Raw genomic sequence first — 24,107 nt, 5'->3', positions numbered from 1 at the left:
ATTGTCAGGCGCGGTTCTGCCGCGCCTGATGAACAGGGGGGTGGCCGTTACGGGCCACCAAAATCGGGGGCGCACATGTCATCTCTTTCTCGCATGCGCTATTTAAGAGCCTTTATTCTTTCACTTATTGTTTTTCTGACATGTGCGCCGCTTTCCCTGAAAGCCGCCGACGACCTGCAGGGCATGATTGACGGCTTTGCAACGGCGCGGAATTTTTCCGAAACGGAAGAGCAGGTCAACAAACTCGCAGCCACCGGCGATGTTGCCGTGGTGCCGGCGCTGAAATCGCTTGCCGCCGGCGATCTCTATTACCGCGAGGATGACGGCAAGGTTTTCATGACGGCCGATGCCAGTTCGCGGCGCAATCTTCTGCTGATCGACCCGCTGACCGGCGAACAGGTGGGGGAAGCCTCCAAGCGCGATCTGGAAAAGGTCGGGGTCAACAATAATCTCCGCCGCGCAATCGATGCCGCCCTTGCCGGTCTGACGCTTGGAAGCCCCGACCGCAATATCCGGCTTTCAGCTGCACACGAACTCATGAACGCCCCGAGCGAGGACAATCTCGCCCTCATCGAGCAGGCGCTGGAGCGGGAAGAAGACGGCGAGGTCAAATCGGCGCTTTCCCAGGCGCGTGCCGTCTCCATTCTCAATTCCAATGCCGGGATAGAAGCGAAAACCGAGGCGATTGACGATATCGCCGCAATCGGCGGGCGCGAGGCGATTTCCATTCTGCTTTCCGCGCGCGGCAGTCTCGAACCCGAACTTCAGGCCGATATCGATGCCGCGCAGGCAAAGATCGAAAAGCGGCTGGCCTTCTGGGATGCCGGCCAGAATGTCTGGTACGGCCTTTCGCTCGGCTCCGTCCTGCTGCTTGCCGCCATCGGTCTTGCTATCACCTTCGGGGTGATGGGGGTCATCAACATGGCCCATGGCGAGATGGTAATGATCGGCGCCTACTGCACCTTCATGGTGCAGGAGGTGATCCGTAATTCCTATCCGGATCTCTTCGGTTGGTCGCTGGCCATCGCCCTTCCGGTCGCCTTTATCGTCACCGGCGCTGTCGGTCTTGTCATCGAACGCGGCGTCATCCGCTTTCTCTACGGCCGTCCGCTGGAAACGCTGCTGGCCACCTGGGGCGTGTCGCTGATCCTTCAACAAACGATCCGCACCATTTTCGGCCCCACCAACCGCGAGGTCGGCAATCCGGCGTGGATGTCGGGGTCGTTCGACCTCGGCGGGCTGGTGATCACGTGGTCGCGTTTGTGGATCATCGTCTTTGCGCTTGCGGTTTTCGCCGGGCTTCTCGTGCTGATGAAACGCTCCGCCTTCGGCCTGCAGATGCGCGCCGTCACGCAGAACCGGCGCATGGCCGCGTCCATGGGCATCCGCACGCCATGGGTCGATGCCTTCACCTTTGCACTCGGTTCGGGCGTTGCCGGTCTGGCAGGTGTCGCGCTTTCGCAGATCGACAATGTCTCGCCCAATCTCGGCCAGTCCTACATTATCGACAGTTTCATGGTCGTGGTCTTCGGCGGTGTCGGCAATCTGTGGGGCACCTTCGTCGGCGCGTTTTCGCTCGGCATCCTCAACAAGTTTCTCGAGCCCTATGCCGGCGCCGTTCTCGGCAAGATCCTGGTGCTCGTCTTCATCATCCTGTTCATCCAGAAACGGCCGCGCGGTCTGTTCGCACTCAAGGGAAGGGCGGTTGAATCATGATTACGGCCTATCTCCTGCGCTCTCTCGACCGCAAGGTTCTCATCGCCATCGCCGTGCTGTTCGCAGCAGCACTTCTGGTGCCCTTTCTCAATCTCTTTGTGCCGGCAGGAAGCCCGTTTCACCTGCCGACCTATATGGTCTCGCTGTTCGGCAAATATCTCTGCTATGCGCTGCTGGCGCTCTCGCTCGATCTCGTCTGGGGCTTTTGCGGCATTCTCTCGCTCGGTCACGGCGCGTTCTTCGCGCTCGGTGGCTATGCGATGGGCATGTATCTGATGCGCCAGATCGGTTCACGCGGCGTCTATGGCGACCCGGTCCTGCCGGACTTCATGGTGTTCCTCAATTATCAGCACCTGCCGTGGTTCTGGCATGGCTTCGACATGTTCTGGTTCGCCATGCTGATGGTGCTGGTCGTGCCGGGCCTGCTGGCCTTCGTCTTCGGCTGGTTTGCCTTCCGCTCGCGCGTCAACGGCGTTTATCTTTCGATCATCACCCAGGCGATGACCTATGCGCTACTGCTCGCCTTCTTCCGCAACGATATGGGCTTCGGCGGCAATAACGGCCTGACCGATTTCAAGGATATTCTCGGCTTTTCCGTGCAGGCGGGGACAACCCGCGCTGCCCTGTTTGCGGCTTCCGCACTGTTTCTCGCCCTCGGGCTTTTCATCGCCTCGGCCATTGTCCGCTCCAAGGCCGGCAAGGTGCTGGTCGGCGTGCGCGATGCCGAAAGCCGGGTACGCTTCCTGGGCTACCGGGTGGAAAACTACAAGCTTTTCACCTTTGTTGTCTCGGCGATGATGGCGGGCGTGGCTGGCGCGCTCTACGTGCCGCAGGTCGGGATCATCAATCCGGGCGAATTCGCCCCTGCAAACTCCATCGAAGTCGTCATCTGGACGGCGGTCGGCGGACGCGCGACGCTGGTCGGCCCGATCATCGGCGCCATTCTTGTGAACGGCGGCAAGACGATATTCACCGGGCTTTTCCCCGCCTTCTGGCTGTTCGCGCTCGGCGGCCTGTTCGTCGCCGTCACGCTGCTCCTGCCGAAGGGCATTGTCGGAACGCTGGCCGGACGGTTCTCGCGGAAAAACACATCCGGCGGCGATGACGCGCTGTCGCGCAATGAACGCGCTGAGGAGGCTGAAGCCGGTATCGATACGGCGGCAACAGAAGGGGAGGCGGCACGATGAGCCCGCAGGAAAAACGCGCCAAGAGCCTTCTCTATCTCGACAATGTCTCGGTCTCGTTTGACGGGTTCAAGGCGCTCAACAGCCTGTCCTTCGTCATCGAGCCGGGAGAACTGCGCGCCGTCATCGGCCCGAACGGCGCGGGCAAGACCACGATGATGGACATCATCACCGGCAAAACCCGGCCGGATGAGGGCGAGGTGTTCTTCTCCGACACGATCGATCTCACTCGCCGCGACGAGGCCGATATCGCCCAGCTCGGCATTGGCCGCAAATTCCAGAAGCCAACCGTGTTCGAAAGCCATACGGTCTGGGACAATCTGGAACTGGCGCTCAACCGCAGGCGCGGGGTGTTTTCGACGCTGTTTTATCACCTGACCGGTGAAGACCGGACCCGCATCGAGGAAATCCTCGAAACCATCCGCATGACCGCCCGCAGGGACGAGCTTGCCGCCAACCTGTCGCACGGCCAGAAGCAGTGGCTGGAAATCGGCATGCTGCTGGCGCAGGAACCGAAACTGCTTCTGGTCGATGAACCCGTTGCCGGCATGACGGATGCCGAAACCGTCGAGACCGCGCGGCTTTTGCGCGAAATCGCCAAAACCCGCGCCGTCGTCGTCGTTGAACACGATATGGGCTTCGTCCGCGACCTCGGCGTCAAGGTCACCTGCCTCGCCGAAGGCTCCGTGCTTGCCGAAGGATCGATCGATTTTGTGTCGAATGACCCCAAGGTCATCGAGAATTATCTGGGGCGGTGAGGGAAAACCATGCTGACCATTGAAAACGTCAATCTGCATTATGGCGCGGCGCAGGCGTTGCGTGATGTCTCGCTTGAGGCTGAAATGGGCAAGATTACCTGTGTTCTCGGGCGCAATGGCGTGGGCAAGTCGTCGCTGCTCAGGGCGGTGACCGGGCAGCATCCGATTTCCGGCGGCACCATTGCCTTTCAGGGCGAGAAGCTTGACGGGCTGGCGCCCTATGCCCGGGCAAAACGCGGTGTTGGCTATGTGCCGCAGGGGCGCGAAATCTTTCCGCTTTTGACGGTGAAGGAAAATCTGGAGACCGGTTTTGCGCCGCTGAAGGCCGGCGACCGCAGCATTCCCGACGATATTTTCAGCCTGTTTCCGGTGCTGCAGACCATGCTGTCGCGCCGCGGCGGCGATTTGTCCGGCGGCCAGCAGCAGCAACTGGCCATCGGCCGGGCCATGGTGACGCGCCCGCAGATTCTGGTGCTGGACGAACCGACCGAGGGCATTCAGCCGTCGATTATCAAGGATATCGGCCGCGCCATCCGTTACCTGCGCGATTCCACCGGCATGGCCATTCTTCTGGTCGAGCAGTATCTCGATTTCTGCCGCGAACTGGCCGACAAGGTCTATATCATGGACCGTGGCGTCATCGTTCATGAAGGTCCGGCCGAAACGCTCGATACCGAGGACGCGCGCCGGCATCTGACGGTGTGATGCTTCCGCACGCAGACTGCGAAGTTTTTGTGCGTCGGGCAGCACTGCCGTTTTCGCCTGACATTGTTGTGAATGCCGTCTTGCCTTTCGGCGTCGCAGAACGGACATTAAAACGAACCGGCATTGTCCGTGCGGCATGAAACTTGCTTTGACCCTTTTGACAGAATGATTAAAGAAAAAGGGAACGCCATGAGCGGCGCAGAAAAAGACGGCAGGGTCAAAGCCGGAGCGAGGGCGGAGTGGTGCTGTTAATGCCAGGCAGAACCGCGCGGCCACAGCGTACATTCGGACGGGGACAGGTGACAGCCAAGGCACTGGCCGGCCGGACCCGTCTCGATGAGTTCTATCAGGAGGGCGCGGCCAAGATCCGCATTCCCGAGAGCTTCGACGGCGCGATGGAAGCCGTTCTGATCAACACGTCCGGCGGGCTGACCGGCGGCGACCGGCTGCAATGGGTGATGGACGCCGAGGCCGGAACGGCGCTGACCGTGACCACGCAGGCCTGCGAGAAAATCTACAAGTCGGATGAAGGTCCGGCGATGATCGATACCGAATTGCGGGTTGGTGACAATGCCCGGCTCGACTGGCTGCCGCAGGAAACCATCCTGTTCGACAATGCCTCGCTTAATCGCAGGCTGGATGTCGATCTGGCGGAAAATGCCGAATTTCTGGCCATCGAGGCGGTGCTTCTGGGCCGCAAGGCGATGGGCGAGGCGGTGCAATACGGCCAGTTCCGCGACCGCTGGCGGGTGCGCCGGGAAGGCACGCTGATCCATGCCGAAGATGTGCGCATGACCGGCGATATCGAAAACCTTGTGGCGCAGACGGCGGTGCTCGGTGGCGATGTTGCGTTTGCGACCCTGCTTTACTGCGGCCCGCGCGCAGAAGCGCTGATGCCAAAGGTGCGGGCAGCGCTTGGCGAAGCGGCGGGCGGCGCCAGCGAGTGGAGCGGCAAGCTGGTCGCCCGGATTGTCGCGCCCGACGGCTATCATTTGCGAAAAAGCCTGATTCCGGCACTAAAGGTCTTGCGGGACGGCCAAAATCTGCCGAAAGTCTGGCATCTTTGAAATACCGAGCGATAAGCAAGAAACGAGAGTGACGCATGAACCTGACGCCGCGTGAAAAGGACAAACTCATGGTTTCCATGGCCGCCATGGTGGCGCGCCGCAGGCTGGAGCGGGGCGTCAAGCTCAACTGGCCGGAAGCCATCGCGCTGATTACCGATTATGTGGTGGAAGGCGCGCGCGACGGCCGCCCCGTGGCCGAACTGATGGAGGCCGGCGCCCATGTGCTGACCCGCGATCAGGTGATGGAAGGCGTGCCGGAAATGATTCACGACGTGCAGGTGGAAGCAACCTTCCCCGACGGCACCAAGCTGGTGACCGTACACGAGCCGATCAGGTGAGGAGAGCGAAGATGATACCCGGTGAAATGATCCCCGCCGAAGGCGAAATCGAAATCAATGCCGGTCTTGAGACCGTGACGCTGACCGTTTCCAATACCGGCGACCGTCCGGTGCAGGTGGGCAGCCACTACCATTTCTTCGAGACCAATCCCGGCCTGTCCTTCGAGCGTGAAAAGGCGCGCGGCATGCGGCTTGATATTCCCGCCGGCACGGCGGTACGTTTCGAGCCCGGCCAGACCCGCGATGTCACGCTGGTGCCGTTTGCTGGCAACCGCAATGTCTACGGTTTCCGCCAGGAAGTCATGGGCAAGCTCTAGAGCCTGAAATTGCCGGTCCCGCGCGGCTTTCGGCGCGGATCAAGTCAAATTGTGTTCATGGGGAGTGATCCATGCCCTTTAAAATGTCCCGCCAGTCCTATGCCTCGATGTTCGGCCCGACCACCGGCGACAAGATGCGTCTTGCCGATACCGAACTGTTTGTCGAGGTGGAGAAGGACTTCACCCATTACGGTGACGAGATCAAGTTCGGCGGCGGCAAGGTGATCCGCGACGGCATGGGCCAGAGCCAGGCAACGCGCGCCGAAGGCGCGGTCGACACGGTGATCACCAATGCGCTGATCATCGACCATTGGGGCATCGTCAAGGCCGATATCGGGCTGAAGGACGGGCGCATCGCCGGCATCGGCAAGGCCGGCAATCCGGACACGCAGGCCGGCGTCGATATCATCGTCGGTCCCGGAACCGAGTCGATTTCCGCCGAAGGCAAGATCGTCACTGCCGGTGGCATGGATGCTCATATCCACTTCATCTGCCCGCAGCAGATCGAGGAAGCGCTGATGGCGGGGCTGACCTGCATGCTCGGCGGCGGCACGGGGCCTGCCTACGGTACCTTTGCCACCACCTGCACGCCCGGTCCCTGGCATATCGGCCGGATGATCGAGGCTGCCGATGCCTTCCCGATGAACCTGGCCTTCGCCGGCAAGGGCAATGCCTCGCTGCCCGGCGCGCTGGAAGAACAGGTGCTCGGCGGCGCTTGTGCGCTGAAACTGCATGAGGACTGGGGCACGACGCCGGCTGCCATCGACAACTGCCTGTCGGTTGCCGATAAATACGACGTTCAGGTGATGATCCACACAGATACGCTGAACGAGAGCGGTTTCGTGGAAGACACGGTCGCCGCCTTCAAGGGCCGCACCATCCATGCCTTCCACACCGAAGGGGCAGGCGGCGGTCACGCGCCGGACATCATCAAGATCTGCGGCCAGTCGAATGTCATTCCGTCATCGACCAATCCGACCCGGCCCTATACCGTCAACACCATTGCCGAACATCTCGACATGCTGATGGTCTGCCATCACCTGTCGCCGTCCATTCCCGAGGATATCGCCTTTGCCGAAAGCCGTATCCGCAAGGAAACGATCGCGGCGGAAGACATTCTGCATGACATCGGCGCGTTCTCGATCATTTCCTCGGACAGCCAGGCCATGGGCCGCGTCGGCGAAGTGATCATCCGCACATGGCAGACCGCCGACAAGATGAAGCGCCAGCGCGGCCGCCTGCCGGAAGAAAATGGCGAAAACGATAATTACCGGGTGAAGCGCTACATCGCCAAATACACGATCAACCCGGCCATTGCCCACGGTCTCAGCCACGAGATCGGCTCGGTCGAGGTCGGCAAGCGCGCCGATCTGGTGATGTGGGATCCCGCACTTTTCGGCGTCAAACCGGAAATGATCATCATGGGCGGCACCATTGCGGCGGCCCAGATGGGCGACCCGAACGCCTCCATCCCGACCCCGCAGCCGATGCATTACCGTCCGATGTTTGGCTCATTTGGCAAGTCGCGCACCAATTCCTCCGTCACCTTCGTCTCCGAAGCCTCGCTGGATACCGGCATTGCCCACAAGCTTGGCGTTGCCAAGCAGCTTCTGCCGGTGAAGAACACGCGCGGCGGCATTTCCAAGGCGTCGATGGTGCACAACAGCGCCACGCCGGAAATCTCTGTCGATCCGGAAACCTATGAAGTGCGCGCCGATGGCGAGGTGCTGACATGCGAACCGGCAGAGGTGTTGCCGATGGCGCAGCGGTATTTCCTGTTCTGACCACAAATTCCGGTGAAGTCGGGATAACAAGCTTTCATGAATCGGAAGGCTTTTCCGGCTTCACCTTTTGGTGGGCCTTGGCCACTATGGCGCCTGGTTTTGATAGCTGGGGCGACGGTCATGACAGTGAGAGTCTTGCGGGCAGAGGATGCGCCCGCGCTCGTTTCCTTCCTTTCCGACTATGCCGAAAGCAGCATGTTCCTGCTTTCCAACATGGCGCGTGCCGGTATCGGTAATCCGGATGTGCCCTATGGCGGTGAATACTGGGCTGCATTTGATGACGGGGAGAAAATCGCCGGTGTCGCTGCCCATTATTGGAACGGCAATATTATGGTGCAGGCGCCGCAAGCCGATTATTGTCAGCGTCTCGCCAGCCACCTGCGCATGAATATCAAGCGACCGGTTGCCGGCGTTCTCGGGCCTGACGAACAGGTTCGGGCGCTGCTTGAGGCGTTTCGGCTCGAGGCGGCGGAATATACGCTCAATGTTGCCGAAAACCTGTTTTCTCTGTCACGCGAAACCTATCTGCCTGCTGGCCCCTCCGACCCGCATCTGACAATGGTGCATTGGGCCGATGTCGATGCCGAAATTCTGCGGTCGTGGCTGCTGGCCTATCGCAAGGAAGCGCTTGGAGAGGACCCGACAGAGGTGGTGGAAGCCGCCGTTTCGGACGATCTCGCCAACGCCCGCGACTTCGACCGGTTCGTTCTTCTTCTCGACGGCGTTCCCGTCTGTCTGGCCGGGTTCAATGCGCGCTATGAGGATATGGTTCAGGTCGGGCCGGTATGGACGCCGCCGGAGGGCCGCCGACGCGGATATGCTCGTTATCTTCTTGGCCGGATGCTTGAACGGGCTTTTGAAGAGGGCGTAGGCAGGTCTATCCTGTTCACGGGAACCTTTCATGCCGCGCGTGCCTATCGGGCGCTGGGTTTTGCGCTGGTGGGCGACTATCGGCTGGCCATTTTGAGCGCGCCTGTGTCTGTTGGTTAAACATATTCATTCCGTTGTGCCGTCTACCATCTTTGGTGCGCTCGTTTGCCGCAGACCTCTACCTTGAAATCGCTATTCGTAATCGCGACATGCCATACGAACGGGAGATAGGGTGAGCTATGCACTGAGCGCATAAGAGCTATTACATTAGAATTATTCTAGTGTTTTCACTTTATTCCTGATTGAAAATTGTTAGAATTCGCCAACAGTTTTTCGAAGAAATCCTCCCGGATTTGAACCAAGGAGATGTAGAGATGAACGGTCGCACAGTTCCGAACGTTACCTTTCACACGCGTGTTCGCGATGAAAGCATTGAAGGCCCGAACCCCTTCCGTTGGGAAGACAAGACCTCGGATGATTATTTCAAGGGCAAGCGCGTTGTTCTGTTCTCGCTGCCGGGCGCTTTCACGCCGACCTGCTCGACCTATCAGCTCCCCGATTTTGAAAAACTGTTCCCCGAGTTTCAGGCTCAGGGCATTGATGACATCTACTGCATGTCGGTCAATGATGCGTTTGTCATGAACGCGTGGGCCAAGGGCCAGAACCTGCAGCACGTCAAGGTCATTCCGGACGGCTCGGGTGAGTTCACCCGCAAGATGGGCATGCTGGTCAACAAGGATAATCTCGGCTTCGGCATGCGCTCCTGGCGCTATGCCGCCATCATCAACGATGGCGTTGTCGAAAAGTGGTTCGAGGAAGAAGGCTTCTCCGACCTGTGCGAAACGGACCCCTACGGTGTTTCCGCGCCGCAGAACATCCTGGAAAGCCTCAAGGGCGAAGCCAAGGCTGCCTGAGGTTCTTGCCTGTAATTGATCAGAAGACTGCCGGTGGCGATGACTTTTGAGTTGTCGCCACTTTTTTTGTATCGGCAAAAAATACCGGATATTTTCTATCCGGTGATGTTTCCTGGAAAAAGCATGTTGTTTCCCGAGGGGGAATAGCGCCCGCGCGCAGTAATTTCTAAAGCCTGGACGGGGGTGTGTCGTGCCAGTTGTGACGGATACCGGCGCGCCAGGGCTCGCCGTAAAAATCGTCAAGCGTCTGTAGTATCTGATTTACCAGATCAGACCGTATGCTGTAGTAGATAGTCTGTGCTTCGCGCCTTGTGTTCACGATCTTTTCTTGACGGAGCCTTGAAAGATGCTGTGAAATAGCGGACTGACTCAATCCGATCTTCCGAACGAGTAGCCCGACAGGCATTTCATGCTCTGCCAGAAGACACAGGATCTGAAGTCTTTTCGGATTGGCCATGGCAGAAAGCAGATTGGCCGGGGCGGGTAGGGGTTCCAAAACAGTTTCCATTTTTCACCCTCATCGGCTATGTCGTGACGGAGACGATTGCTTACAGCCTGCCGTGGAGTTCAGGAGGGCCCTATCTGAGGAAAATACAAGTAGTTTCATCGATCGGTGTGCTGCCGTGAGGGGTAGGGCAAAATCCAGAACGATATTTCGCAAAGCGTTCTTCATAGAAGATTTTCTCCCGAAATCATCTATATTTTCTACCTTTGAAGTCCGGGTAGAGATAATTGATATTGTCCAAATTCAGGTAAGCTGGAACCATCATTTACTTAAGGCAAACAGGAGAAAATCGCTCCGGATACCATGGATGTACTGATCTGTTGATCAGAATAACTGTGGTTATCGCTGTGAGCAGAATGACTCTGTATGCGATAAACACCGCGCTCAAAACCAGTGCGTTGAGCACCAGGAGGGCGCCAATACATATAAACACCGGCACCCAGTCGTTTTGACAATAACGTGACCGGATCGCCAAATGTGAGCCCTGATCGAGGGAAAATCGCGGTTAGGGCAGATAGTGTTCTGGCCTGATACTGTTCCTTTCGGCCGACTTTTTGGAGAATGACACCTCTGATTGTGTTTCGCATTTTGTTGCTCGAACCATAGCAAAAAAATTCCAAATGTAAAGATGTATATTTCAACAAGGTAGTGATTTTCGCCCAATGGATACGCGAAGCTTTCACAAGCGTCTAAAAGAAGCTGCTGACGAGATTGGTGGGCTGAACCGTCTCTCAACTGAAATCGGCGTTTCCCGCCGGACAGTCGGCGGCTGGGTCAGCGGAGAGACGGAGCCGAAGGTGAGCGCGTGTATTGCGATATCGGATCTCACCGGCGTTTCTGTCGAGTGGCTTTTACGCGGCAAGGGGCAGAAATTTGAACATGAGAACGACAAGAAGTCCTATAAAATAAACAAGCCAGTTCAGTGGCTTATAGATGAAACGGCGTTTGTTTTGTTGAGTATGCGTCTGCTTGGGGTCGTCGATCACGAGATCGATTCCAACACCAGGATTGTGTTGGAGGAGATATTCAGAGGCTATGGATTTTTGGCCGAAAATTGTGATCTGGGAGATCTCGATGAAGTCGAGCTGCATATCCGCATCGTTGAGCATCGACTGAAGAAGCGGCTGCGCAACGGGCTTTAGTGCGAAAGCGGTTTTCAGATGCTTGGGACGGGCCCTGCCGGGGTGATTCAGGTATGGCTATATAATGCCATATCTGGCAACAAAGTGAAACACAACACTCTTTAAGGTTGCTTTCATCGCGGGTGGTGTGCTGAAAAATATCGGTTAAGTTGCTGAAATATTTATATTAAAAGTAAGTATGTACTATCGCTGTTATTGCTGACCTCTCATGGTTGCATGACAAAGTCAACAATTGTTGTTGGCTGATTGGTGAAAATTGAAGGGACTGTCAGCGTTGACCCCTTTACGGGCGCCGATAACAGGAGCGCCGGGAAGGTGCCTCGTGGCTTTCCGCGCTATTCAAAAACAATCCGCGGAAAATAGAACGACACCACCCAGTTGGGAGCGTCGACGATCTCGCTGATCTTCAGGTCGCCGCAGACCGAGCAGAGCATGTAGGCGTCGACGGGATCGAGGTTGCGGGTTTTTGCCAGAAGCTCGATCATGTTGGACACGGCAGCGCGTGCAGCTTCCATCAGGTCAGGGCCGATGCCGGTGGTCACCTCGTAGCCCGCACCGTCGAGGTGGCGCGCGATCGGGCCGGGCGTGGTGAAATACGGCGTCTTCGGCGCGGCCTCACGCACCACCTCGACCGTGACGGAGACATCCATGGCGCTTTCGATTGCGGTGCCGCAGACCTCACCATCGCCCTGGGCGGCGTGAGTGTCACCGATGGACAGCAGCGCCCCCTCGACCTCGACCGGAAGATAGAGCGTGGTGCCGGCGGCAATGTCACGGATATCCATATTGCCGCCGACCCGGCGCGGCGGGATGACCGAATGATGGCCGGGGTCGGTCATGGCCACGCCGATGGTCCCGATGAAGGGGCGCAGCGGAATGCGCGCCAGAGGGCTGAAAACGGCGGGTGTGGCAATGTCGGTTTCATAGTCCCAGAGCTTCAGTCTCGGCTCGGAAAACTGGTCGGCAAGCAGGCCAAAGCCGGGAATGATCGCCGTCCAGCCGAAACCGGAGGGGGCGAATTCGTTGATGGTGACCTTCAGCGCATCGCCGGGCTTTGCGCCTTCCACATAAAGCGGTCCCGTCAGCGGGTTGGCCTTGCCGGGCTCCGCCGTCAGGATATCGGCTGCTGTGCTCGCCGGACCATAATGCCCGTTGCCGGCATCCCGGCAGGAAAATGCGATGGTTTCGCCGGAGCGGGCGACGAGAACAGGTTCGATCGACCGGTCCCAGCCGAGATGGCCCTGGTGGTCATGGATCGTATGTGCGCATTTCATGCTTGTTCCCCTTTCGGGACGGTTTATGGCTCGATACCGGAGCGCACCGCGTTGAGGCGTGCGCGCTCAAGCATGTAAGCCTCAGCCTCCACCATATGTTCCGCCATGATGGTACGAGCCCTTTCGCTGTCTTTCGCACGGATCGCCTTGATCAGCTCGATCTGATAGAAAATGCCGGTTTCGCGCAGGCCCGGATTGGGCTCCTCATAGATCGCGCGGCAGGCGGGCAGATCGCGCAGGAGGTTCAGGAGCAGGCCGCAGGTAAAGCCCAGAACCGGGTTTTGCGCGTGGCGGGCCAGTTCGGCGTGAAAGTCCAGTTCGGCAAGCCGCTGGACATATTCTTCCTCGGCCGTCTCGGCCTGGCCTTCATAAAGCCTGATCTTGTCCTGTAGGGTCTTGATGGCAGCGGCGGGAAAATGACGCGCCGCATCGGCGGCAAGCTGCGGTTCCAGCGTCTTGCGCAAGGCATAGATATCGGCAATCGAGGGCGGCGCCTGCAAAAACAGGCTGGTCACCGTCTGGATCGCTTCGGCAGGCTGCACGGCGCGGATGAAAATGCCGCCGCCCGGTCCTGTCTTTGAGGCGATCAGCCCCTGGAATTCGAGGATTTTCAGGGCCTCACGCACCGTGCCGCGGGACGCACGCAAGGCATCCGGCCCGAGCCATTCGGCGGGCATGCGATCGCCGGGTTTTAGGTCCGCATCGATCATGCGTTCGCGCAGCATGTCGGCGATCATGTCGGGGCGTTTGCGCTTTTTCTCCGCAAAGGGCGGGCCGAAGGCCTGCCGGCTTTCAAGACTTGTGTTGCTCATGCCGTTCTTTTCGTCATCGGGTGGAAACAGGCGGCTTTGTGGCCTGCTTTCCCCATCGCCTCGTCAATCGGCGGAACGGAGCGCTGACATTGCTCCGTTCCGTTCTGACATCGGGCGAAAAACGCGCAGCCCGGCGGCGGATTATAGGGATCGGGCAGTTCGGCTTCGCGATCTCCGCCGGAAACAGCCTTTCTGCCGGGGGCCGGGGCGGAATTCAACAACAGATGGGTATAGGGATGGAGCGCGCCGGAAAACACCTGATCGCGTGTGCCGAGCTCGACAATGCGCCCGAAATACATCACCGCCACCCGGTCGGAAATCGACTCGACCACCGAAAGATCGTGGGAGATGAACAGATAGGTGAGGCCGAAACGGGCCTTGAGGTCGTCGAGAATATTCAGCACCTGCGCCTGCACCGAGACATCGAGCGCGGAAACCGGCTCGTCGAGCACGATCACTTCCGGGTTTGCGGCAAGCGCGCGGGCAATGCCAATGCGCTGGGCCTGACCGCCGGAAAATTCGTGCGGATAGCGGTCGAGGAACTCCGGCGCCAGATTGACCGCGTTCATCAGTTCTTCAAGCCGTTTTGCCCGCTCGGCCTTGTTCAGCTTCAGCAGGTGGATGAGCGGGGCTTCCAGAATGGTGCGGATTTTTTTCCTGGGATTGAGCGAGGAGACCGGGTCCTGAAACACATATTGCACCTGGCGGGCCAGTTGCCGCGGGTTCTTGCGCGCTTCTTCCGCAAGGTCCTTGCCCTCGAATGTGATCGTGCCGCCCGTCGGCACATCAAGGCCGGAGAGGATGCGGGCGAGCGTCGACTTGCCGCAGCCCGATTCGCCGACAATGCCGAGCGTTTCGCCCTTCTTCACATCGATGGTGACGTCCTGCACCGCATGGACGGCGGGAAGCGGCCTGCCGAACAGCGTCTTGCCGCCGCCAAATGTCCGCGCGGCGCGATCGACGGCGATCAATACATCCTCAGCCATCGGCGTTCTCCCTGTTCAGCGGATGCAGGCAGCGCACACCGCGCTCCTCGCCAAGTTCGGTCATGGCGATATCGCCGCTGCGACAGTCGTCCTGAACGAAGGGACAGCGGTCGGCAAAGGCGCAGCCTTCCGGCAGATTGTTGACCACCGGCGGACGGCCCTCGATGGCGTCCAGGCGGCGGTCCGGTTCGCCGAGCACGGGCACGCACTCGATCAGCTTGGCCGTATAGGGATGGGCGGGGCGTTCGAGGATTTCCTCGGTCGTCCCGGTTTCCACGATCCGTCCGGCATACATCACAGCCACCCGGTCGCAGATGGCCGACACCACGCCGAAATCATGGGTGATGAACAGGATCGCGGTGTTTCTCTCCTTGCGCAGCCCGTTCATCAGTTCGAGGATCTGCGCCTGCACGGTCACGTCAAGCGCGGTTGTCGGCTCGTCGGCGATGATCACCTTGGCATCGTTGGCCAGTGCCATGGCAATCGAGATGCGCTGCCGCATGCCGCCGGAAAGCTCGTGCGGAAAGGCCTTCAGCCGCTCTGCCGCATTGGGAATGCGCACCGATTCCAGAAGGTCCGCCGCCTTTTCGCGCGCCTTCTGTTTCGAGAGCGGCTGGTGGGATTGAATGGCCTCGATTAGCTGATCGCCGACGGTAAAAAGCGGGTGCAGGGTGGACAGCGGGTCCTGAAACACGTGGGAGACATCGCCGCCGCGCAATTGCCGGATGCGTTCATCGCTTGCGGCAAACAGGTCCTCATTGTCGAGCCATGCCGCACCGCCGGCAATGCGTCCGGGCGGGGTCGGCACCAGCCCCATCAGCGACATGGCGGTCACCGATTTTCCGGAGCCGGATTCGCCGACAAGGCCGACGCATTCGCCCTGCCGCATGTGGAGATCGACCCCGCCGACCGCCCTGTAGATGCTGCCGCCGACATGGAATTCGGTGCGCATGGCCTGAATGTCCAGCACCGTTTCCGGCCTCTGGCCCCGGTCCGGCACGCTCTCGCGCTTTACCGCCGTGCGGGCGCCGGGACGTGCCAGCGCGCCGGATTTCAGCCGGGGGTCGAGCACATCGCGAATGCCGTCACCGAGAAGATTGATGCTCATGACAAGGGCGAAGATCATCAGGCCCGGCACCATGGAGACATAGGCATCGGTGAACAGCACCTTGCGGCCATCGCCGAGCATCGAACCAAGATCGGCTTGCGGCGGCTGGGCGCCGAGACCGAGGAAGGAAAGGCCGGCCGTTTCCAGGATCATCCATCCGATCGTGGTCGACATGGTGATGATGATCACCGGCAGCACATTCGGCAGCACCTCGCCGAACAGAATGGCAAAATGCGATTTGCCGGAAAGCCGTGCGGCATCGACAAACTCACGGCGTGAAAGCCCGAGCGTCATGCCGCGAATGTTCCGCGCAAAGAAGGGGATATTGACGATGGCGATGGCATAAAGTGCGTTCAAGAGGCCGGGGCCAAGCACGGCGACGATGGCCAGCGCCAGCAGGATATAGGGGAAGGCCATCACCATATCGATGCCGCGCATCAGGATGTTGTCGGTGCGCCCGCCCGCATACCCCGCCACAAGCCCGATCAGCGAGCCGAAAAAGGCGGCGATCAGCGTTGCCGAAACGCCGACGGCGAGGCTGACGCGGGTGCCCCAGATGAGGCGCGACAGCAGGTCGCGGCCAAGCGAATCGGTGCCGAGCAGATGGCCTTCGGTGAGCGGCGGCGACAGGCGCACGGACGGGTCCGTCACATTCGGCGGCTGCAGCGGCAGCAAGGGGGCCGCCAGCGCGATGACGATGATGACGGCAAGAATGATCAGCCCGCCGGTCGCCAGCGTGTTGTTGAACAGAAGCTTGAGCGCGCTCGGGCGGCCGCTTTTCTTTGCCGGCCTGGCCGGGGCGGTGCTTGCGGTGGCATCGGTCATCAGCGCAACCTCGGATCAAGCATGGTCTGGACGACGTCGGCGACCAGATTGAACAGCACATAGGCAGCTGCGACGATCAGAACCCCGCCCTGAACCGTCAGCAGGTCACGGGTGGAAATGGCGGTCACCAGCATCGAGCCGATGCCCGGCCACTGAAACACGGTTTCGATATAAACCGCGCCGCCGAGCACGAAACCGGCCTGAATGCCGAGCACGGGAATGACGGAGACGAGTGCGGCCTTGAAGGCATGGCGCATGATCACGCGGCGCTCCTTCAGGCCCTTGGCGCGGGCGGTGCGGATGTAATCCTGCCGCAGCACTTCCAGCATGGAGGTGCGCGTCAGCCGCGCGACCACGCCGGTGGCGACCACGGAAAGGGTGAAGGCTGGCAGGATCAAGTGCTTGAGCAGGTCAAGCGGACCGCCGCCGCCATAGATCGCATACATGCCGCTGGCCGGCAGCCATTGCAGCTTGACGGCAAACAGCAGGATCAGCAGCAGGCCAAGCCAGAAGGAAGGCACCGAAATGCCGATCAGCACAAAGAAGGTCACCAGCTTGTCGGTGGCGCCATACTGGCGCACCGCCGAAACGATGCCGGCCAGAAGGCCGAGGATGGAACAGAGCACCAGCGAGGTGCCGGCAAGGATCAGCGTGTTGCCGAAACGCTCAGTAATGATGTCGATGACCGGCCGGTTCTGGGTATAGGACCGGCCGAAATCGCCGTGGAGAATATTGCCGAGCCAGATGAAATATTGCTGCACCAGCGGTTTGTCGAGACCAAGCGCCTTGTTGATGCGTTCGACATTTTCCGGCGTGGCATAGGAGCCGAGGATTGCCGTTGCCGGATCGCCGGGGATCATCGCCATGATGGCGAAGACAATCACGGTCAGGCCCAGAAGGACCGGAATGACGGTCAGGAGCCGCCTGAGGATGTATTGTGCCATGGCGTGTTCTCCGTGGTGGCCATGTGATCAAGGGCAAACGGCGATTGCCGCAAAGCCCCCCAACCTTCTCGCCCCGGAGGGGAGAGATGTCGCGAAAGCGACGGTGAGGGGGGAGACTATCCCCTCGAACGTCCTCACGTTTTGATATGCTGCGCCACCCTCACTGCCCCTTTCGGGGCATCTCTCCCGCCAGCGGGAGAGAATATGGGGAGCAAGCCGTGCGGCCCCGCCACCGGGGCATCCCGCTCTCTGTCGTCACCCTCGGGCTTGACCCGAGGGGCTAAGCACGTACCAGCACGACCGGCGTTTCGGGGCAGAAAGGGTCAGAAAGAACTGTCTTGCTGACTGACCACGGACTCCGCTCGCGTGGAGAGGGGATTAGATCCTCGGGTCAAGCCCGAGGATGACGCAGAATGATGCGGGGCGGTCGAAAAAGGAAGCATGCACAGATGCCCAAACGACCACCCCGGCATCGTTCAATTCGGCTTCGCCACCTTCTGCAGCAGCAGGAAGAACGACGGCTGCAGCTTGAAGTTTTCGACGCTCGCCTTGGTCACGGCGTTCTGCTTCCAGTTGGCGACGAACACCCAAGGAGCGTCGTCATGGACGATGCCCTGCATCTGTTTGTAGAGTTCGGCGCGTTCGTCCTGATCCGTGGAGGTGCGGGCCTGCTCAAGCAGCTTGTCGACTTCCGGGTTGGAATAATAGCCGGAGTTGAAACCGCCCTTGTCGGGGAAGGCTTCGGAGCGCAGCGCCAGGAAGGGCAGGGTGTCCGGGTCGTTGGTCATCCATGCCATTTCCGCCATGTCGGCTTCGCCCGCAAGACCGGGGTTCACCTTGCCGAGGAAGGTGTTCCATTCATAGGTTTCGATCTTGACCGGCATGCCCACGGCTTCGAGATCAGCCTGGATCTGGGTGGCCATGGCCTGCGGCTCCAGCATGCCCGAACCGCCTTCGGTGACGTAGAAGGTCAGCTCCGAACCGTCATAACCGGCTTCCTCGAGAAGCGATTTGGCCTTTTCCGGGTCGTAAGGGTAGGGCGAAAGGCTGTCGTCATAGGCCCAGGCAAAAGCCGGCGGCGTCGGGCCTGCGGCGACTTCGGCCGTGCCCTGCAGGATGTCGTTGACGATCGCTTCCTTGTTGATCGCGTAATTGACGGCCTGGCGAACCTTCTTGTCGGTGAAGGCGCCGTCCTTCAGGTTGAGGATCAGGAACCAGAGATGGGGGCCGGCCTGTTCGTAGACCGTGTAATTGTCATTGCCGGTAAACTGCGAGAGCGAATCCGGGGGAACCTCCACCATCACATCAAGGCCGCCGGACATCATTTCGGCAACGCGGGTGTTGGCATCGGTGACGGGACGGAAGACCACGGCTTCAAGCGGCGGCGCGCCGTCCCAGTAATCGGCGTTTTTGGAGACAACGACCTTGGCGTTCGGATCCCACTCCTCGAACTTGAAGGCGCCGGTGCCGGAGGGATGGCGCCCGAAATCGGCGCCATATTCCTTCACCGCTTCCGGTGAAACGATCAGGCCGATCGGATAGGCGAGGTTGGAGAGGAACGGCGCATAGGGTTCAGACAGCGTGAATTTCACCGTCAGGTCATCGACGACTTGGATATTGTCCACCGCGGAGAAATTGAAGGACAGCGGAAACGGACCGGTGTCGTAATAGGGGTGGTTTTCGTCCAGCATGCGCTCGAAGTTGAACTTCACCGCTTCGGCGTTGAAGGGCGAGCCGTCGTGAAAGGTGACGCCCTCGCGCAGCTTGAACGTATAGGTCTTGCCGTCTTCGGAAATGTCCCAGCTTGTGGCAAGCGCCGGTTCGACCTCAAGCGTGCCGTCCTTGTAGCGCACCAGACCGTCATACATGTTCACCAGAATGCGGAAATCATTGACGGCGGTATCGACGGCGGGATCGAGCGATTTGGGCTCGGCAATCTGGCCGACGATCAGAACATTGGGCGGTGTTTGGGCAACGACCGGGGCCGCGAAAGCCAGCGATGCGGCGGCAAGGGCCGCGGCGAGAAGGCGTTTCATCTGTCGGTTCTCCTCTGTTGTTATTTGGTTAATTAATCATGAAGATTTTGTAATTGACAAGGATTGATCATAATAAATTGCAACCCGCACAACCGATTTCTGGAAATATATATTTCAGATCAGTTGCTTACGGGGTGTGAGGCAACCAAGCCGATTTTGATGAGAGCAGAGAATCGGCGAATTGTTCGCCTTAAAATTGTCCATAATCAGGATTTTCTACCGTCCGTCATAACGTCGTGCCCGCAATCGCGAGCATGGGGTTGTTTAGAGAAACGGAAGGCAGATGAACATGACCACGACAGATCTCAACCGTCGCCGGGTATTGCTCGGCGGCGCCATGGCCGCGGCCTTTACCGGACTAGCGCCGGTGATCGCCAATGCCAATATCGTGACATCCGACTATGCCGACAAAACGCTGACGATCGGCCTGTTCTCCGGGGACATTTCCACACTGGCGAGCAAAAAGGCCGTTCACCCGATGGTGCAGCAGTTCGCCAGGCTGGAGGAAGGAGAGGCCACCGCTGTCGGCGGCCTGCTGCTGGGCGCTGGCGCCGCCAAGCCCGAGCGCCCGAAAGAGTTTGCCCATACACTGGCCGAACTGAAGAAGATGGACCCCGGAACCAAGTTCGATCTGCTGTATGTCAAAAGCGAAATCGACGGTCATGAAGCCCTGCTGAAAATTCAAAAACAGCGCGTCAAGGAAGGCAAGACCGGAATGGATACGACGATTGCGACCATTCTCGTGCCCTTCATTGAATCGCACCTTGTCATGCTGCAGGCCGTGCGCAACAGCATGGCGACCTGATACCGAAGACCCGCGCGCATCATATGGGGCCTGATCGCTGGTCCCTGGTATCAGTATTGACGACTTCTGGGAGCGGAGCCGTGTCCGCCCTGCCGCCTGCATGTCACCGGAAGAGGAACCGTGACAACCAACGCATGGACGGCGGGGCGGGCATCTGTTTTTCAGCACTTTGTTTGCGGCTGACCGGAAATTATCATAATAAATTCCCGAAAGAGGAAGCCGTCATGCGGCGCAAAAGGGAGGCCGACTGCCATGAGCTGCAAACCGAAAATCAATTCCGACCGGCTCAGGGCACTCCTTGACGGCATCAACCGCTTCGGTGCGGGCGGGCCGGGCGAAGGCTACAACCGGCCCGGTTTTTCCGATGCCGATATGGCGGTCCGCGACTGGTTTGCAGGCGAGATGGAAAAGGACGGCCTTGCGGTGACCCGGGACGGCGCCAACTCGGTTTTCGGGCGGTTCGGCGATACCGGCGCACCGTCGGTGATGGTCGGATCGCATCTCGACACCGTTGTCGATGGCGGTGCATTCGACGGTTCACTCGGCGTTGCCGTTGCGCTTGAATGCGTGCGGGCGATGAAGGAGGCGGGCATTCAGCCCGCCGTGCCGGTCGAGGTCGTGGCAACGTCGGAGGAGGAGGGCCGGTTTGGCGGCATGCTCGGGTCTCAGGCCATGGCCGGGCTGGTGACGCCGGAATGGCTGGCGAATGCCACGGATGCTGACGGTGTGCTGCTGGCCGATGCCATGCGCGCGCAGGGCCTTGATCCGGAGGCCGTTCCGGGCGCTGTCCGACCGAAAGGCTCGGTCCGGGCGTTTCTCGAACTTCACATCGAGCAGGGGCCGGTGCTGGAGCGCGAGGGCATCGCCATCGGACTGCCGGAAGGAGCAACCGGGATCGTCAATTTGCAGGTGACGCTCAAGGGCACGGCCAATCATTCCGGCACCACGCCGATGGACATGCGCGCCGATGCCTTTGCCGGCCTTGCCGAAATCGCCACGCAAATCCCGGGGATGATCGAAAGCGCGCCGTCCGATATCGCGCGCATTACCATCGGAAAAGTGGAGCTTCTCCCCAATCATCCGCATACCGTGCCCGGCGAAGCGGTCTTCTCGGTCATCATCCGGGATGCCTCGGAGGCCGTCATGCGTGGTCTTCAAAGGCTGTTTTATCGTGCGACGGCGGCGGTCGCGGCAAAGCACGGCCTCACCCATGAAATCGAGGAAAAGAGTTTTATCCCGCCTGTCGCCTTTGATGCCGGTCTCGTCGATCTTCTGTCTGAAGCGGCAGAAGGGCTGGGCCTTCTGGCCAAACGGATGATCTCGGGGGCCGGCCATGATGCGCAGACGATGATAACACTCTGCCCCTCGGCGATGATTTTCGTGCCCAGTCGCAACGGGATATCACACGCGCCGGAGGAATATTCCGAATGGTCGGATATAGAAAAGGGTGCGGAGCTGATGCTGGCCGCGCTGTTGCGGCTTACGGCGTGAACCGCCTCAACTGACAGCGTAAAGCCGGAAAGCGGCGAAGATCACCAGTGCTGTTGCCGCCAGAAGAACGCCAGCGATCAGCGCCAGTTCGCTTGCCTGGTTCCCGGCCTGGTCTTTTCGGCTGCTTCTTTCGGGCATGACAGTAATCGCCTTGATGGTGTCCGTGACTGTCAGCATGACCTGCCTGCCTTCCTGCGGCGTTAAGAAACATGGTTATCATGTTCTAAATGCACGAATTGCCGCATTGGTTCCGGTGTTGCTGGCGCTGTTTGCCTTGCGGGCGGGCAGAAGATAGAAGAAAAACGTGATTTGTATTTCAGGATTGAGCGCCGATGGCCCGTGCCTTTCTTTATGTTCTTGATTCCTTCGGCATCGGAGGCGCGCCGGATGCCCGCGCCTATGGCGACCTCGGCGCCGATACGCTCGGCCATATCGCCGAATTCTGCGCCGCAGGGCTTGGCGACCGGGAGGGGCTTCGCGCCGGCCCGTTGAAACTGCCCAACCTTTCAGCGCTTGGTCTTCTGGAAGCCGCCAAGCTTGCCACCCGGCACTATCCCGCAGGCATGGAAGGGGCAGGCCGCCTTTTCGGGCGCTATGGCGCGGCAAGCGAGGTTTCGCGCGGCAAGGACACCCCGTCGGGTCACTGGGAAATTGCGGCAACGCCGGTAATGTTCGACTGGGGTTATTTCCCCGATCAGCCCGACTGTTTTCCGGCCGAGCTTCTGGAGGCGATCTATCGCGAGGCGGATATTCCCGGCAGTCTCGGCAATTGCCACGCGTCGGGCACGGAAATCATCAAGCGCTTCGGCCAGGAACATGTCTGGACCCGCCGCCCGATCTTCTACACCTCGGCTGACAGCGTGTTCCAGATTGCCGCCCACGAATATCATTTCGGTCTCGACCGGCTGATGAAGCTCTGCGCGGTGGTGCGGGAGCTGACCTATGATCTGAATATCGGCCGGGTGATCGCACGTCCCTTCATCGGGGAGACGGCCGAAACCTTCAAGCGCACCGGCAATCGCCGTGATTTCTCGATTGCGCCGCCGGAAGAGACGTTGCTGGACCGGGTGACGGCAGCCGGGAGGAATGTGCTGGCCGTCGGCAAGATTTCCGACATTTTTGCCGGCAAGGGCGTGTCGCGCGTGTTCAAGGCCGATGGCAATGACGCGCTGGTGGATGTCAGTCTGGAGGCGATGGATGCGGCGGGCGAGGGCGATCTGGTGTTTACCAATCTGGTCGATTTCGACATGGTCTACGGCCACCGCCGCGATGTGCCGGGCTATGCTGCAGCGCTTGAAGCGTTCGATGCCCGCGTCGGCGATATCGCGGAGCGGATGAAGCCCGGCGATATTGCCGTGCTGACCGCTGACCACGGCTGCGACCCGACATGGCGGGGATCCGATCACACCCGCGAGCGCGTGCCGGTTCTGGTGTTCGGGCCGGGGCTGCAGCCGGGCTCGCTCGGTGTTCGCGAGACCTATGCCGATATTGGCGAAAGCATCGCCCGTCATCTCGGCCTTGCCCCCGGCAAACACGGAGCATCTTTCCTGTGACAACGCCGAAAGCCGAGCTCCATTGCCATATAGAAGGGGCGACCCCGCCCGCTCTTGCCGCCCGGCTTGCCGATAAATACGGGGTCGACCTTTCGTCCTGGCTGCATGAAGGCCGTTATGTCTGGCACGATTTTTCAAGCTTCATCGCCTGTTATGCGGCAATCGCGAGCGTCTTTCGCTCGGAAGAGGATTTTGCGGCTTTGGCGGAAGCCTATCTCGATGAGCTTGCCGCAGCGGGCGCTATCTATTCGGAACTGTTTGTCTCTCCCGAGCAGGGGCTTGCTGCGGGTCTTTCCCGCGACGGCTATATGCGGGCGATTTCGGCGGGCATCGAGGCGGCCAGAAACAGGACCGGCATTGAATGCCGGATGGCGATGATCGGCGAGCGGCATATGGGGCCGGAGCAGGTCGAGGGTGCTGCGCGCTACGCCGTTTCCTGTGATTTTCCATTGCTGACCGGCTTCAACATGGCTGGCGATGAACGTGTGGGTCGCGTGGCGGATTATGCCCGCGCCTTTGACATCGCCCGCGACGGCGGGCTGAAACTGACCATCCATGCCGGTGAAGTCTGCGGACCGGGTTCGGTGCGGGATGCGCTGGATCTGGTGCGTCCGGACCGGATCGGCCACGGTGTGCGGGCGGTTGAAGACCCCGGCCTTGTCCGCCGGCTTGCCGATGAGGGCGTGGTGCTCGAGGTCTGCCCCGGTTCCAATATCGCGCTGTCGGTCTATCCTGATTTCCGCTCCCATCCGTTGCGAAAGCTGTTCGATGCCGGTGTCCGGGTCACGCTCAATTCCGACGATCCGCCGTTCTTCGACACCTCGCTTGCGCGTGAATATGCGGTGGCACAAAGCGAAATGGGCCTTTCCGCCACAGCGATTGCCGCCATGACGCGCCAGGCGATTGCGGCGGCATTCGTGGATGAGCCGACGCGCGCGCGACTTTACGCCCGGCTTGACGGCTGAAACGGTGG

Annotated in this window: 22 protein-coding genes and 1 pseudogene; 15 read left to right on the top strand and 8 right to left on the bottom strand. The window is 59.9% G+C overall.

Going from position 1 to position 24,107, the window contains the following annotated elements; all coding sequences use genetic code 11:
- Positions 1 to 75 precede the first annotated feature (75 nt).
- From urtB to ACHZCU_RS02660, 10 genes and pseudogenes are all read left to right on the top strand, one after another.
- Positions 76 to 1,716, top strand: a complete 1,641-nt coding sequence (gene urtB, locus ACHZCU_RS02705) for an urea ABC transporter permease subunit UrtB (RefSeq protein ID WP_394706004.1) — start codon at positions 76 to 78, stop codon at positions 1,714 to 1,716.
- A pseudogene (urtC, locus tag ACHZCU_RS02700) lies at positions 1,713 to 2,783 on the top strand (urea ABC transporter permease subunit UrtC); the annotation flags it as partial. The gene urtB and the pseudogene urtC, both read left to right, overlap by 4 nt.
- A gap of 116 nt (positions 2,784 to 2,899) precedes the next feature.
- Positions 2,900 to 3,658: an urea ABC transporter ATP-binding protein UrtD gene (gene urtD / locus ACHZCU_RS02695; RefSeq protein WP_319517540.1), complete on the top strand. Its 759-nt coding sequence runs from the start codon at positions 2,900 to 2,902 to the stop codon at positions 3,656 to 3,658.
- 9 nt (positions 3,659 to 3,667) lie between these two features.
- A complete protein-coding gene (gene urtE, locus ACHZCU_RS02690) occupies positions 3,668 to 4,363 on the top strand; it encodes an urea ABC transporter ATP-binding subunit UrtE (RefSeq protein WP_319517539.1) in 696 nt (231 codons plus the stop codon).
- Between the two features lie 245 nt (positions 4,364 to 4,608).
- Positions 4,609 to 5,430 carry an urease accessory protein UreD gene (locus ACHZCU_RS02685; RefSeq protein ID WP_394706091.1) on the top strand — a complete coding sequence of 274 codons (822 nt, stop codon included), beginning with the start codon at positions 4,609 to 4,611 and terminating at the stop codon, positions 5,428 to 5,430.
- 35 nt (positions 5,431 to 5,465) lie between these two features.
- Entirely contained in the window at positions 5,466 to 5,768 is a 303-nt protein-coding gene (locus tag ACHZCU_RS02680; RefSeq protein ID WP_106310400.1) for an urease subunit gamma, read from the top strand.
- Positions 5,769 to 5,779: 11 nt separating this feature from the next.
- Complete coding sequence (locus ACHZCU_RS02675) at positions 5,780 to 6,085, top strand: urease subunit beta (RefSeq protein WP_106310403.1); 306 nt, start codon at positions 5,780 to 5,782, stop codon at positions 6,083 to 6,085.
- A 71-nt stretch (positions 6,086 to 6,156) separates the two neighbouring features.
- A complete protein-coding gene (ureC, locus tag ACHZCU_RS02670; RefSeq protein WP_319517537.1) occupies positions 6,157 to 7,869 on the top strand; it encodes an urease subunit alpha in 1,713 nt (570 codons plus the stop codon).
- A 120-nt stretch (positions 7,870 to 7,989) separates the two neighbouring features.
- Entirely contained in the window at positions 7,990 to 8,859 is an 870-nt protein-coding gene (locus tag ACHZCU_RS02665) for a GNAT family N-acetyltransferase (RefSeq protein WP_319517536.1), read from the top strand.
- A 254-nt stretch (positions 8,860 to 9,113) separates the two neighbouring features.
- The gene (locus tag ACHZCU_RS02660; protein ID WP_106310412.1) at positions 9,114 to 9,653 is read left to right on the top strand and encodes a peroxiredoxin; all 540 of its coding nucleotides are present in this window, start codon (positions 9,114 to 9,116) and stop codon (positions 9,651 to 9,653) included.
- Positions 9,654 to 9,819: 166 nt separating this feature from the next.
- Here the strand turns inward: ACHZCU_RS02660 and ACHZCU_RS02655 are convergent, their stop codons facing one another.
- The gene (locus ACHZCU_RS02655) at positions 9,820 to 10,161 is read right to left on the bottom strand and encodes a helix-turn-helix transcriptional regulator (RefSeq protein ID WP_106310415.1); all 342 of its coding nucleotides are present in this window, start codon (positions 10,159 to 10,161) and stop codon (positions 9,820 to 9,822) included.
- Between the two features lie 659 nt (positions 10,162 to 10,820).
- Here ACHZCU_RS02655 and ACHZCU_RS02650 point away from each other — a divergent pair.
- Entirely contained in the window at positions 10,821 to 11,300 is a 480-nt protein-coding gene (locus ACHZCU_RS02650; protein WP_106310418.1) for a helix-turn-helix domain-containing protein, read from the top strand.
- A gap of 335 nt (positions 11,301 to 11,635) precedes the next feature.
- Here ACHZCU_RS02650 and ACHZCU_RS02645 read toward each other — a convergent pair whose 3' ends face one another.
- The 6 genes from ACHZCU_RS02645 to ACHZCU_RS02620 all read right to left on the bottom strand — a co-directional run bounded on the left by ACHZCU_RS02645 (position 11,636) and on the right by ACHZCU_RS02620 (position 19,285).
- Positions 11,636 to 12,574, bottom strand: a complete 939-nt coding sequence (locus tag ACHZCU_RS02645; RefSeq protein ID WP_319517535.1) for an acetamidase/formamidase family protein — start codon at positions 12,572 to 12,574, stop codon at positions 11,636 to 11,638.
- 23 nt (positions 12,575 to 12,597) lie between these two features.
- The gene (locus ACHZCU_RS02640; RefSeq protein ID WP_319517534.1) at positions 12,598 to 13,386 is read right to left on the bottom strand and encodes an FCD domain-containing protein; all 789 of its coding nucleotides are present in this window, start codon (positions 13,384 to 13,386) and stop codon (positions 12,598 to 12,600) included.
- Positions 13,383 to 14,372, bottom strand: coding sequence for an oligopeptide/dipeptide ABC transporter ATP-binding protein (locus ACHZCU_RS02635; RefSeq protein ID WP_319517533.1), 990 nt, complete (start codon positions 14,370 to 14,372; stop codon positions 13,383 to 13,385). The genes ACHZCU_RS02640 and ACHZCU_RS02635 overlap by 4 nt, the downstream gene beginning before the upstream one ends.
- Positions 14,365 to 16,305, bottom strand: coding sequence for a dipeptide/oligopeptide/nickel ABC transporter permease/ATP-binding protein (locus ACHZCU_RS02630; RefSeq protein ID WP_319517532.1), 1,941 nt, complete (start codon positions 16,303 to 16,305; stop codon positions 14,365 to 14,367). The genes ACHZCU_RS02635 and ACHZCU_RS02630 overlap by 8 nt, the downstream gene beginning before the upstream one ends.
- Positions 16,305 to 17,249, bottom strand: coding sequence for an ABC transporter permease (locus ACHZCU_RS02625; RefSeq protein ID WP_319517531.1), 945 nt, complete (start codon positions 17,247 to 17,249; stop codon positions 16,305 to 16,307). Before ACHZCU_RS02625 ends, ACHZCU_RS02630 begins: the two co-directional genes overlap by 1 nt.
- A 476-nt stretch (positions 17,250 to 17,725) precedes the next feature.
- Entirely contained in the window at positions 17,726 to 19,285 is a 1,560-nt protein-coding gene (locus ACHZCU_RS02620) for an ABC transporter substrate-binding protein (protein ID WP_319517530.1), read from the bottom strand.
- Between the two features lie 289 nt (positions 19,286 to 19,574).
- Between ACHZCU_RS02620 and ACHZCU_RS02615 the strand changes: the two genes are divergently transcribed.
- Both ACHZCU_RS02615 and ACHZCU_RS02610 read left to right on the top strand, forming a co-directional pair.
- Positions 19,575 to 20,090: a DUF4142 domain-containing protein gene (locus tag ACHZCU_RS02615; RefSeq protein ID WP_319517529.1), complete on the top strand. Its 516-nt coding sequence runs from the start codon at positions 19,575 to 19,577 to the stop codon at positions 20,088 to 20,090.
- Between the two features lie 252 nt (positions 20,091 to 20,342).
- Positions 20,343 to 21,581 carry a Zn-dependent hydrolase gene (locus tag ACHZCU_RS02610; protein ID WP_319517528.1) on the top strand — a complete coding sequence of 413 codons (1,239 nt, stop codon included), beginning with the start codon at positions 20,343 to 20,345 and terminating at the stop codon, positions 21,579 to 21,581.
- A gap of 6 nt (positions 21,582 to 21,587) precedes the next feature.
- On the opposite strand, the gene ACHZCU_RS02605 is transcribed toward ACHZCU_RS02610, so the two are convergent.
- Positions 21,588 to 21,758, bottom strand: coding sequence for a hypothetical protein (locus ACHZCU_RS02605; RefSeq protein ID WP_181190841.1), 171 nt, complete (start codon positions 21,756 to 21,758; stop codon positions 21,588 to 21,590).
- Positions 21,759 to 21,913: 155 nt separating this feature from the next.
- On the opposite strand from ACHZCU_RS02605, the gene ACHZCU_RS02600 reads away from it, so the two are divergent.
- Both ACHZCU_RS02600 and ACHZCU_RS02595 read left to right on the top strand, forming a co-directional pair.
- The gene (locus ACHZCU_RS02600; RefSeq protein WP_319517527.1) at positions 21,914 to 23,134 is read left to right on the top strand and encodes a phosphopentomutase; all 1,221 of its coding nucleotides are present in this window, start codon (positions 21,914 to 21,916) and stop codon (positions 23,132 to 23,134) included.
- A complete protein-coding gene (locus tag ACHZCU_RS02595; protein ID WP_319517526.1) occupies positions 23,131 to 24,099 on the top strand; it encodes an adenosine deaminase in 969 nt (322 codons plus the stop codon). Before ACHZCU_RS02600 ends, ACHZCU_RS02595 begins: the two co-directional genes overlap by 4 nt.
- The last annotated feature ends 8 nt before the right edge of the window (positions 24,100 to 24,107 follow it).

Origin of the sequence: uncultured Martelella sp. (genome assembly GCF_963677965.2) — a bacterium.
GTDB lineage: Bacteria > Pseudomonadota > Alphaproteobacteria > Rhizobiales > Rhizobiaceae > Martelella > Martelella mangrovi.
Note: the sequence above shows the minus strand (reverse complement) of the source record. Positions and strands in the feature narration are given on the sequence as shown.

Bases quoted from the DNA above. Each gene is read 5' to 3' on its own strand.
- urtB (WP_394706004.1), top strand. From the start codon at position 76: ATGTCATCTCTTTCTCGCATGCGCTATTTAAGAGCCTTTATTCTTTCA.
- urtD (WP_319517540.1), top strand. From the start codon at position 2,900: ATGAGCCCGCAGGAAAAACGCGCCAAGAGCCTTCTCTATCTCGACAAT.
- urtE (WP_319517539.1), top strand. From the start codon at position 3,668: ATGCTGACCATTGAAAACGTCAATCTGCATTATGGCGCGGCGCAGGCG.
- ACHZCU_RS02680 (WP_106310400.1), top strand. From the start codon at position 5,466: ATGAACCTGACGCCGCGTGAAAAGGACAAACTCATGGTTTCCATGGCC.
- ACHZCU_RS02675 (WP_106310403.1), top strand. From the start codon at position 5,780: ATGATACCCGGTGAAATGATCCCCGCCGAAGGCGAAATCGAAATCAAT.
- ureC (WP_319517537.1), top strand. From the start codon at position 6,157: ATGCCCTTTAAAATGTCCCGCCAGTCCTATGCCTCGATGTTCGGCCCG.
- ACHZCU_RS02665 (WP_319517536.1), top strand. From the start codon at position 7,990: ATGACAGTGAGAGTCTTGCGGGCAGAGGATGCGCCCGCGCTCGTTTCC.
- ACHZCU_RS02660 (WP_106310412.1), top strand. From the start codon at position 9,114: ATGAACGGTCGCACAGTTCCGAACGTTACCTTTCACACGCGTGTTCGC.
- ACHZCU_RS02655 (WP_106310415.1), bottom strand. From the start codon at position 10,161: ATGGAAACTGTTTTGGAACCCCTACCCGCCCCGGCCAATCTGCTTTCT.
- ACHZCU_RS02650 (WP_106310418.1), top strand. From the start codon at position 10,821: ATGGATACGCGAAGCTTTCACAAGCGTCTAAAAGAAGCTGCTGACGAG.
- ACHZCU_RS02645 (WP_319517535.1), bottom strand. From the start codon at position 12,574: ATGAAATGCGCACATACGATCCATGACCACCAGGGCCATCTCGGCTGG.
- ACHZCU_RS02640 (WP_319517534.1), bottom strand. From the start codon at position 13,386: ATGAGCAACACAAGTCTTGAAAGCCGGCAGGCCTTCGGCCCGCCCTTT.
- ACHZCU_RS02635 (WP_319517533.1), bottom strand. From the start codon at position 14,372: ATGGCTGAGGATGTATTGATCGCCGTCGATCGCGCCGCGCGGACATTT.
- ACHZCU_RS02630 (WP_319517532.1), bottom strand. From the start codon at position 16,305: ATGACCGATGCCACCGCAAGCACCGCCCCGGCCAGGCCGGCAAAGAAA.
- ACHZCU_RS02625 (WP_319517531.1), bottom strand. From the start codon at position 17,249: ATGGCACAATACATCCTCAGGCGGCTCCTGACCGTCATTCCGGTCCTT.
- ACHZCU_RS02620 (WP_319517530.1), bottom strand. From the start codon at position 19,285: ATGAAACGCCTTCTCGCCGCGGCCCTTGCCGCCGCATCGCTGGCTTTC.
- ACHZCU_RS02615 (WP_319517529.1), top strand. From the start codon at position 19,575: ATGACCACGACAGATCTCAACCGTCGCCGGGTATTGCTCGGCGGCGCC.
- ACHZCU_RS02610 (WP_319517528.1), top strand. From the start codon at position 20,343: ATGAGCTGCAAACCGAAAATCAATTCCGACCGGCTCAGGGCACTCCTT.
- ACHZCU_RS02605 (WP_181190841.1), bottom strand. From the start codon at position 21,758: ATGCTGACAGTCACGGACACCATCAAGGCGATTACTGTCATGCCCGAA.
- ACHZCU_RS02600 (WP_319517527.1), top strand. From the start codon at position 21,914: ATGGCCCGTGCCTTTCTTTATGTTCTTGATTCCTTCGGCATCGGAGGC.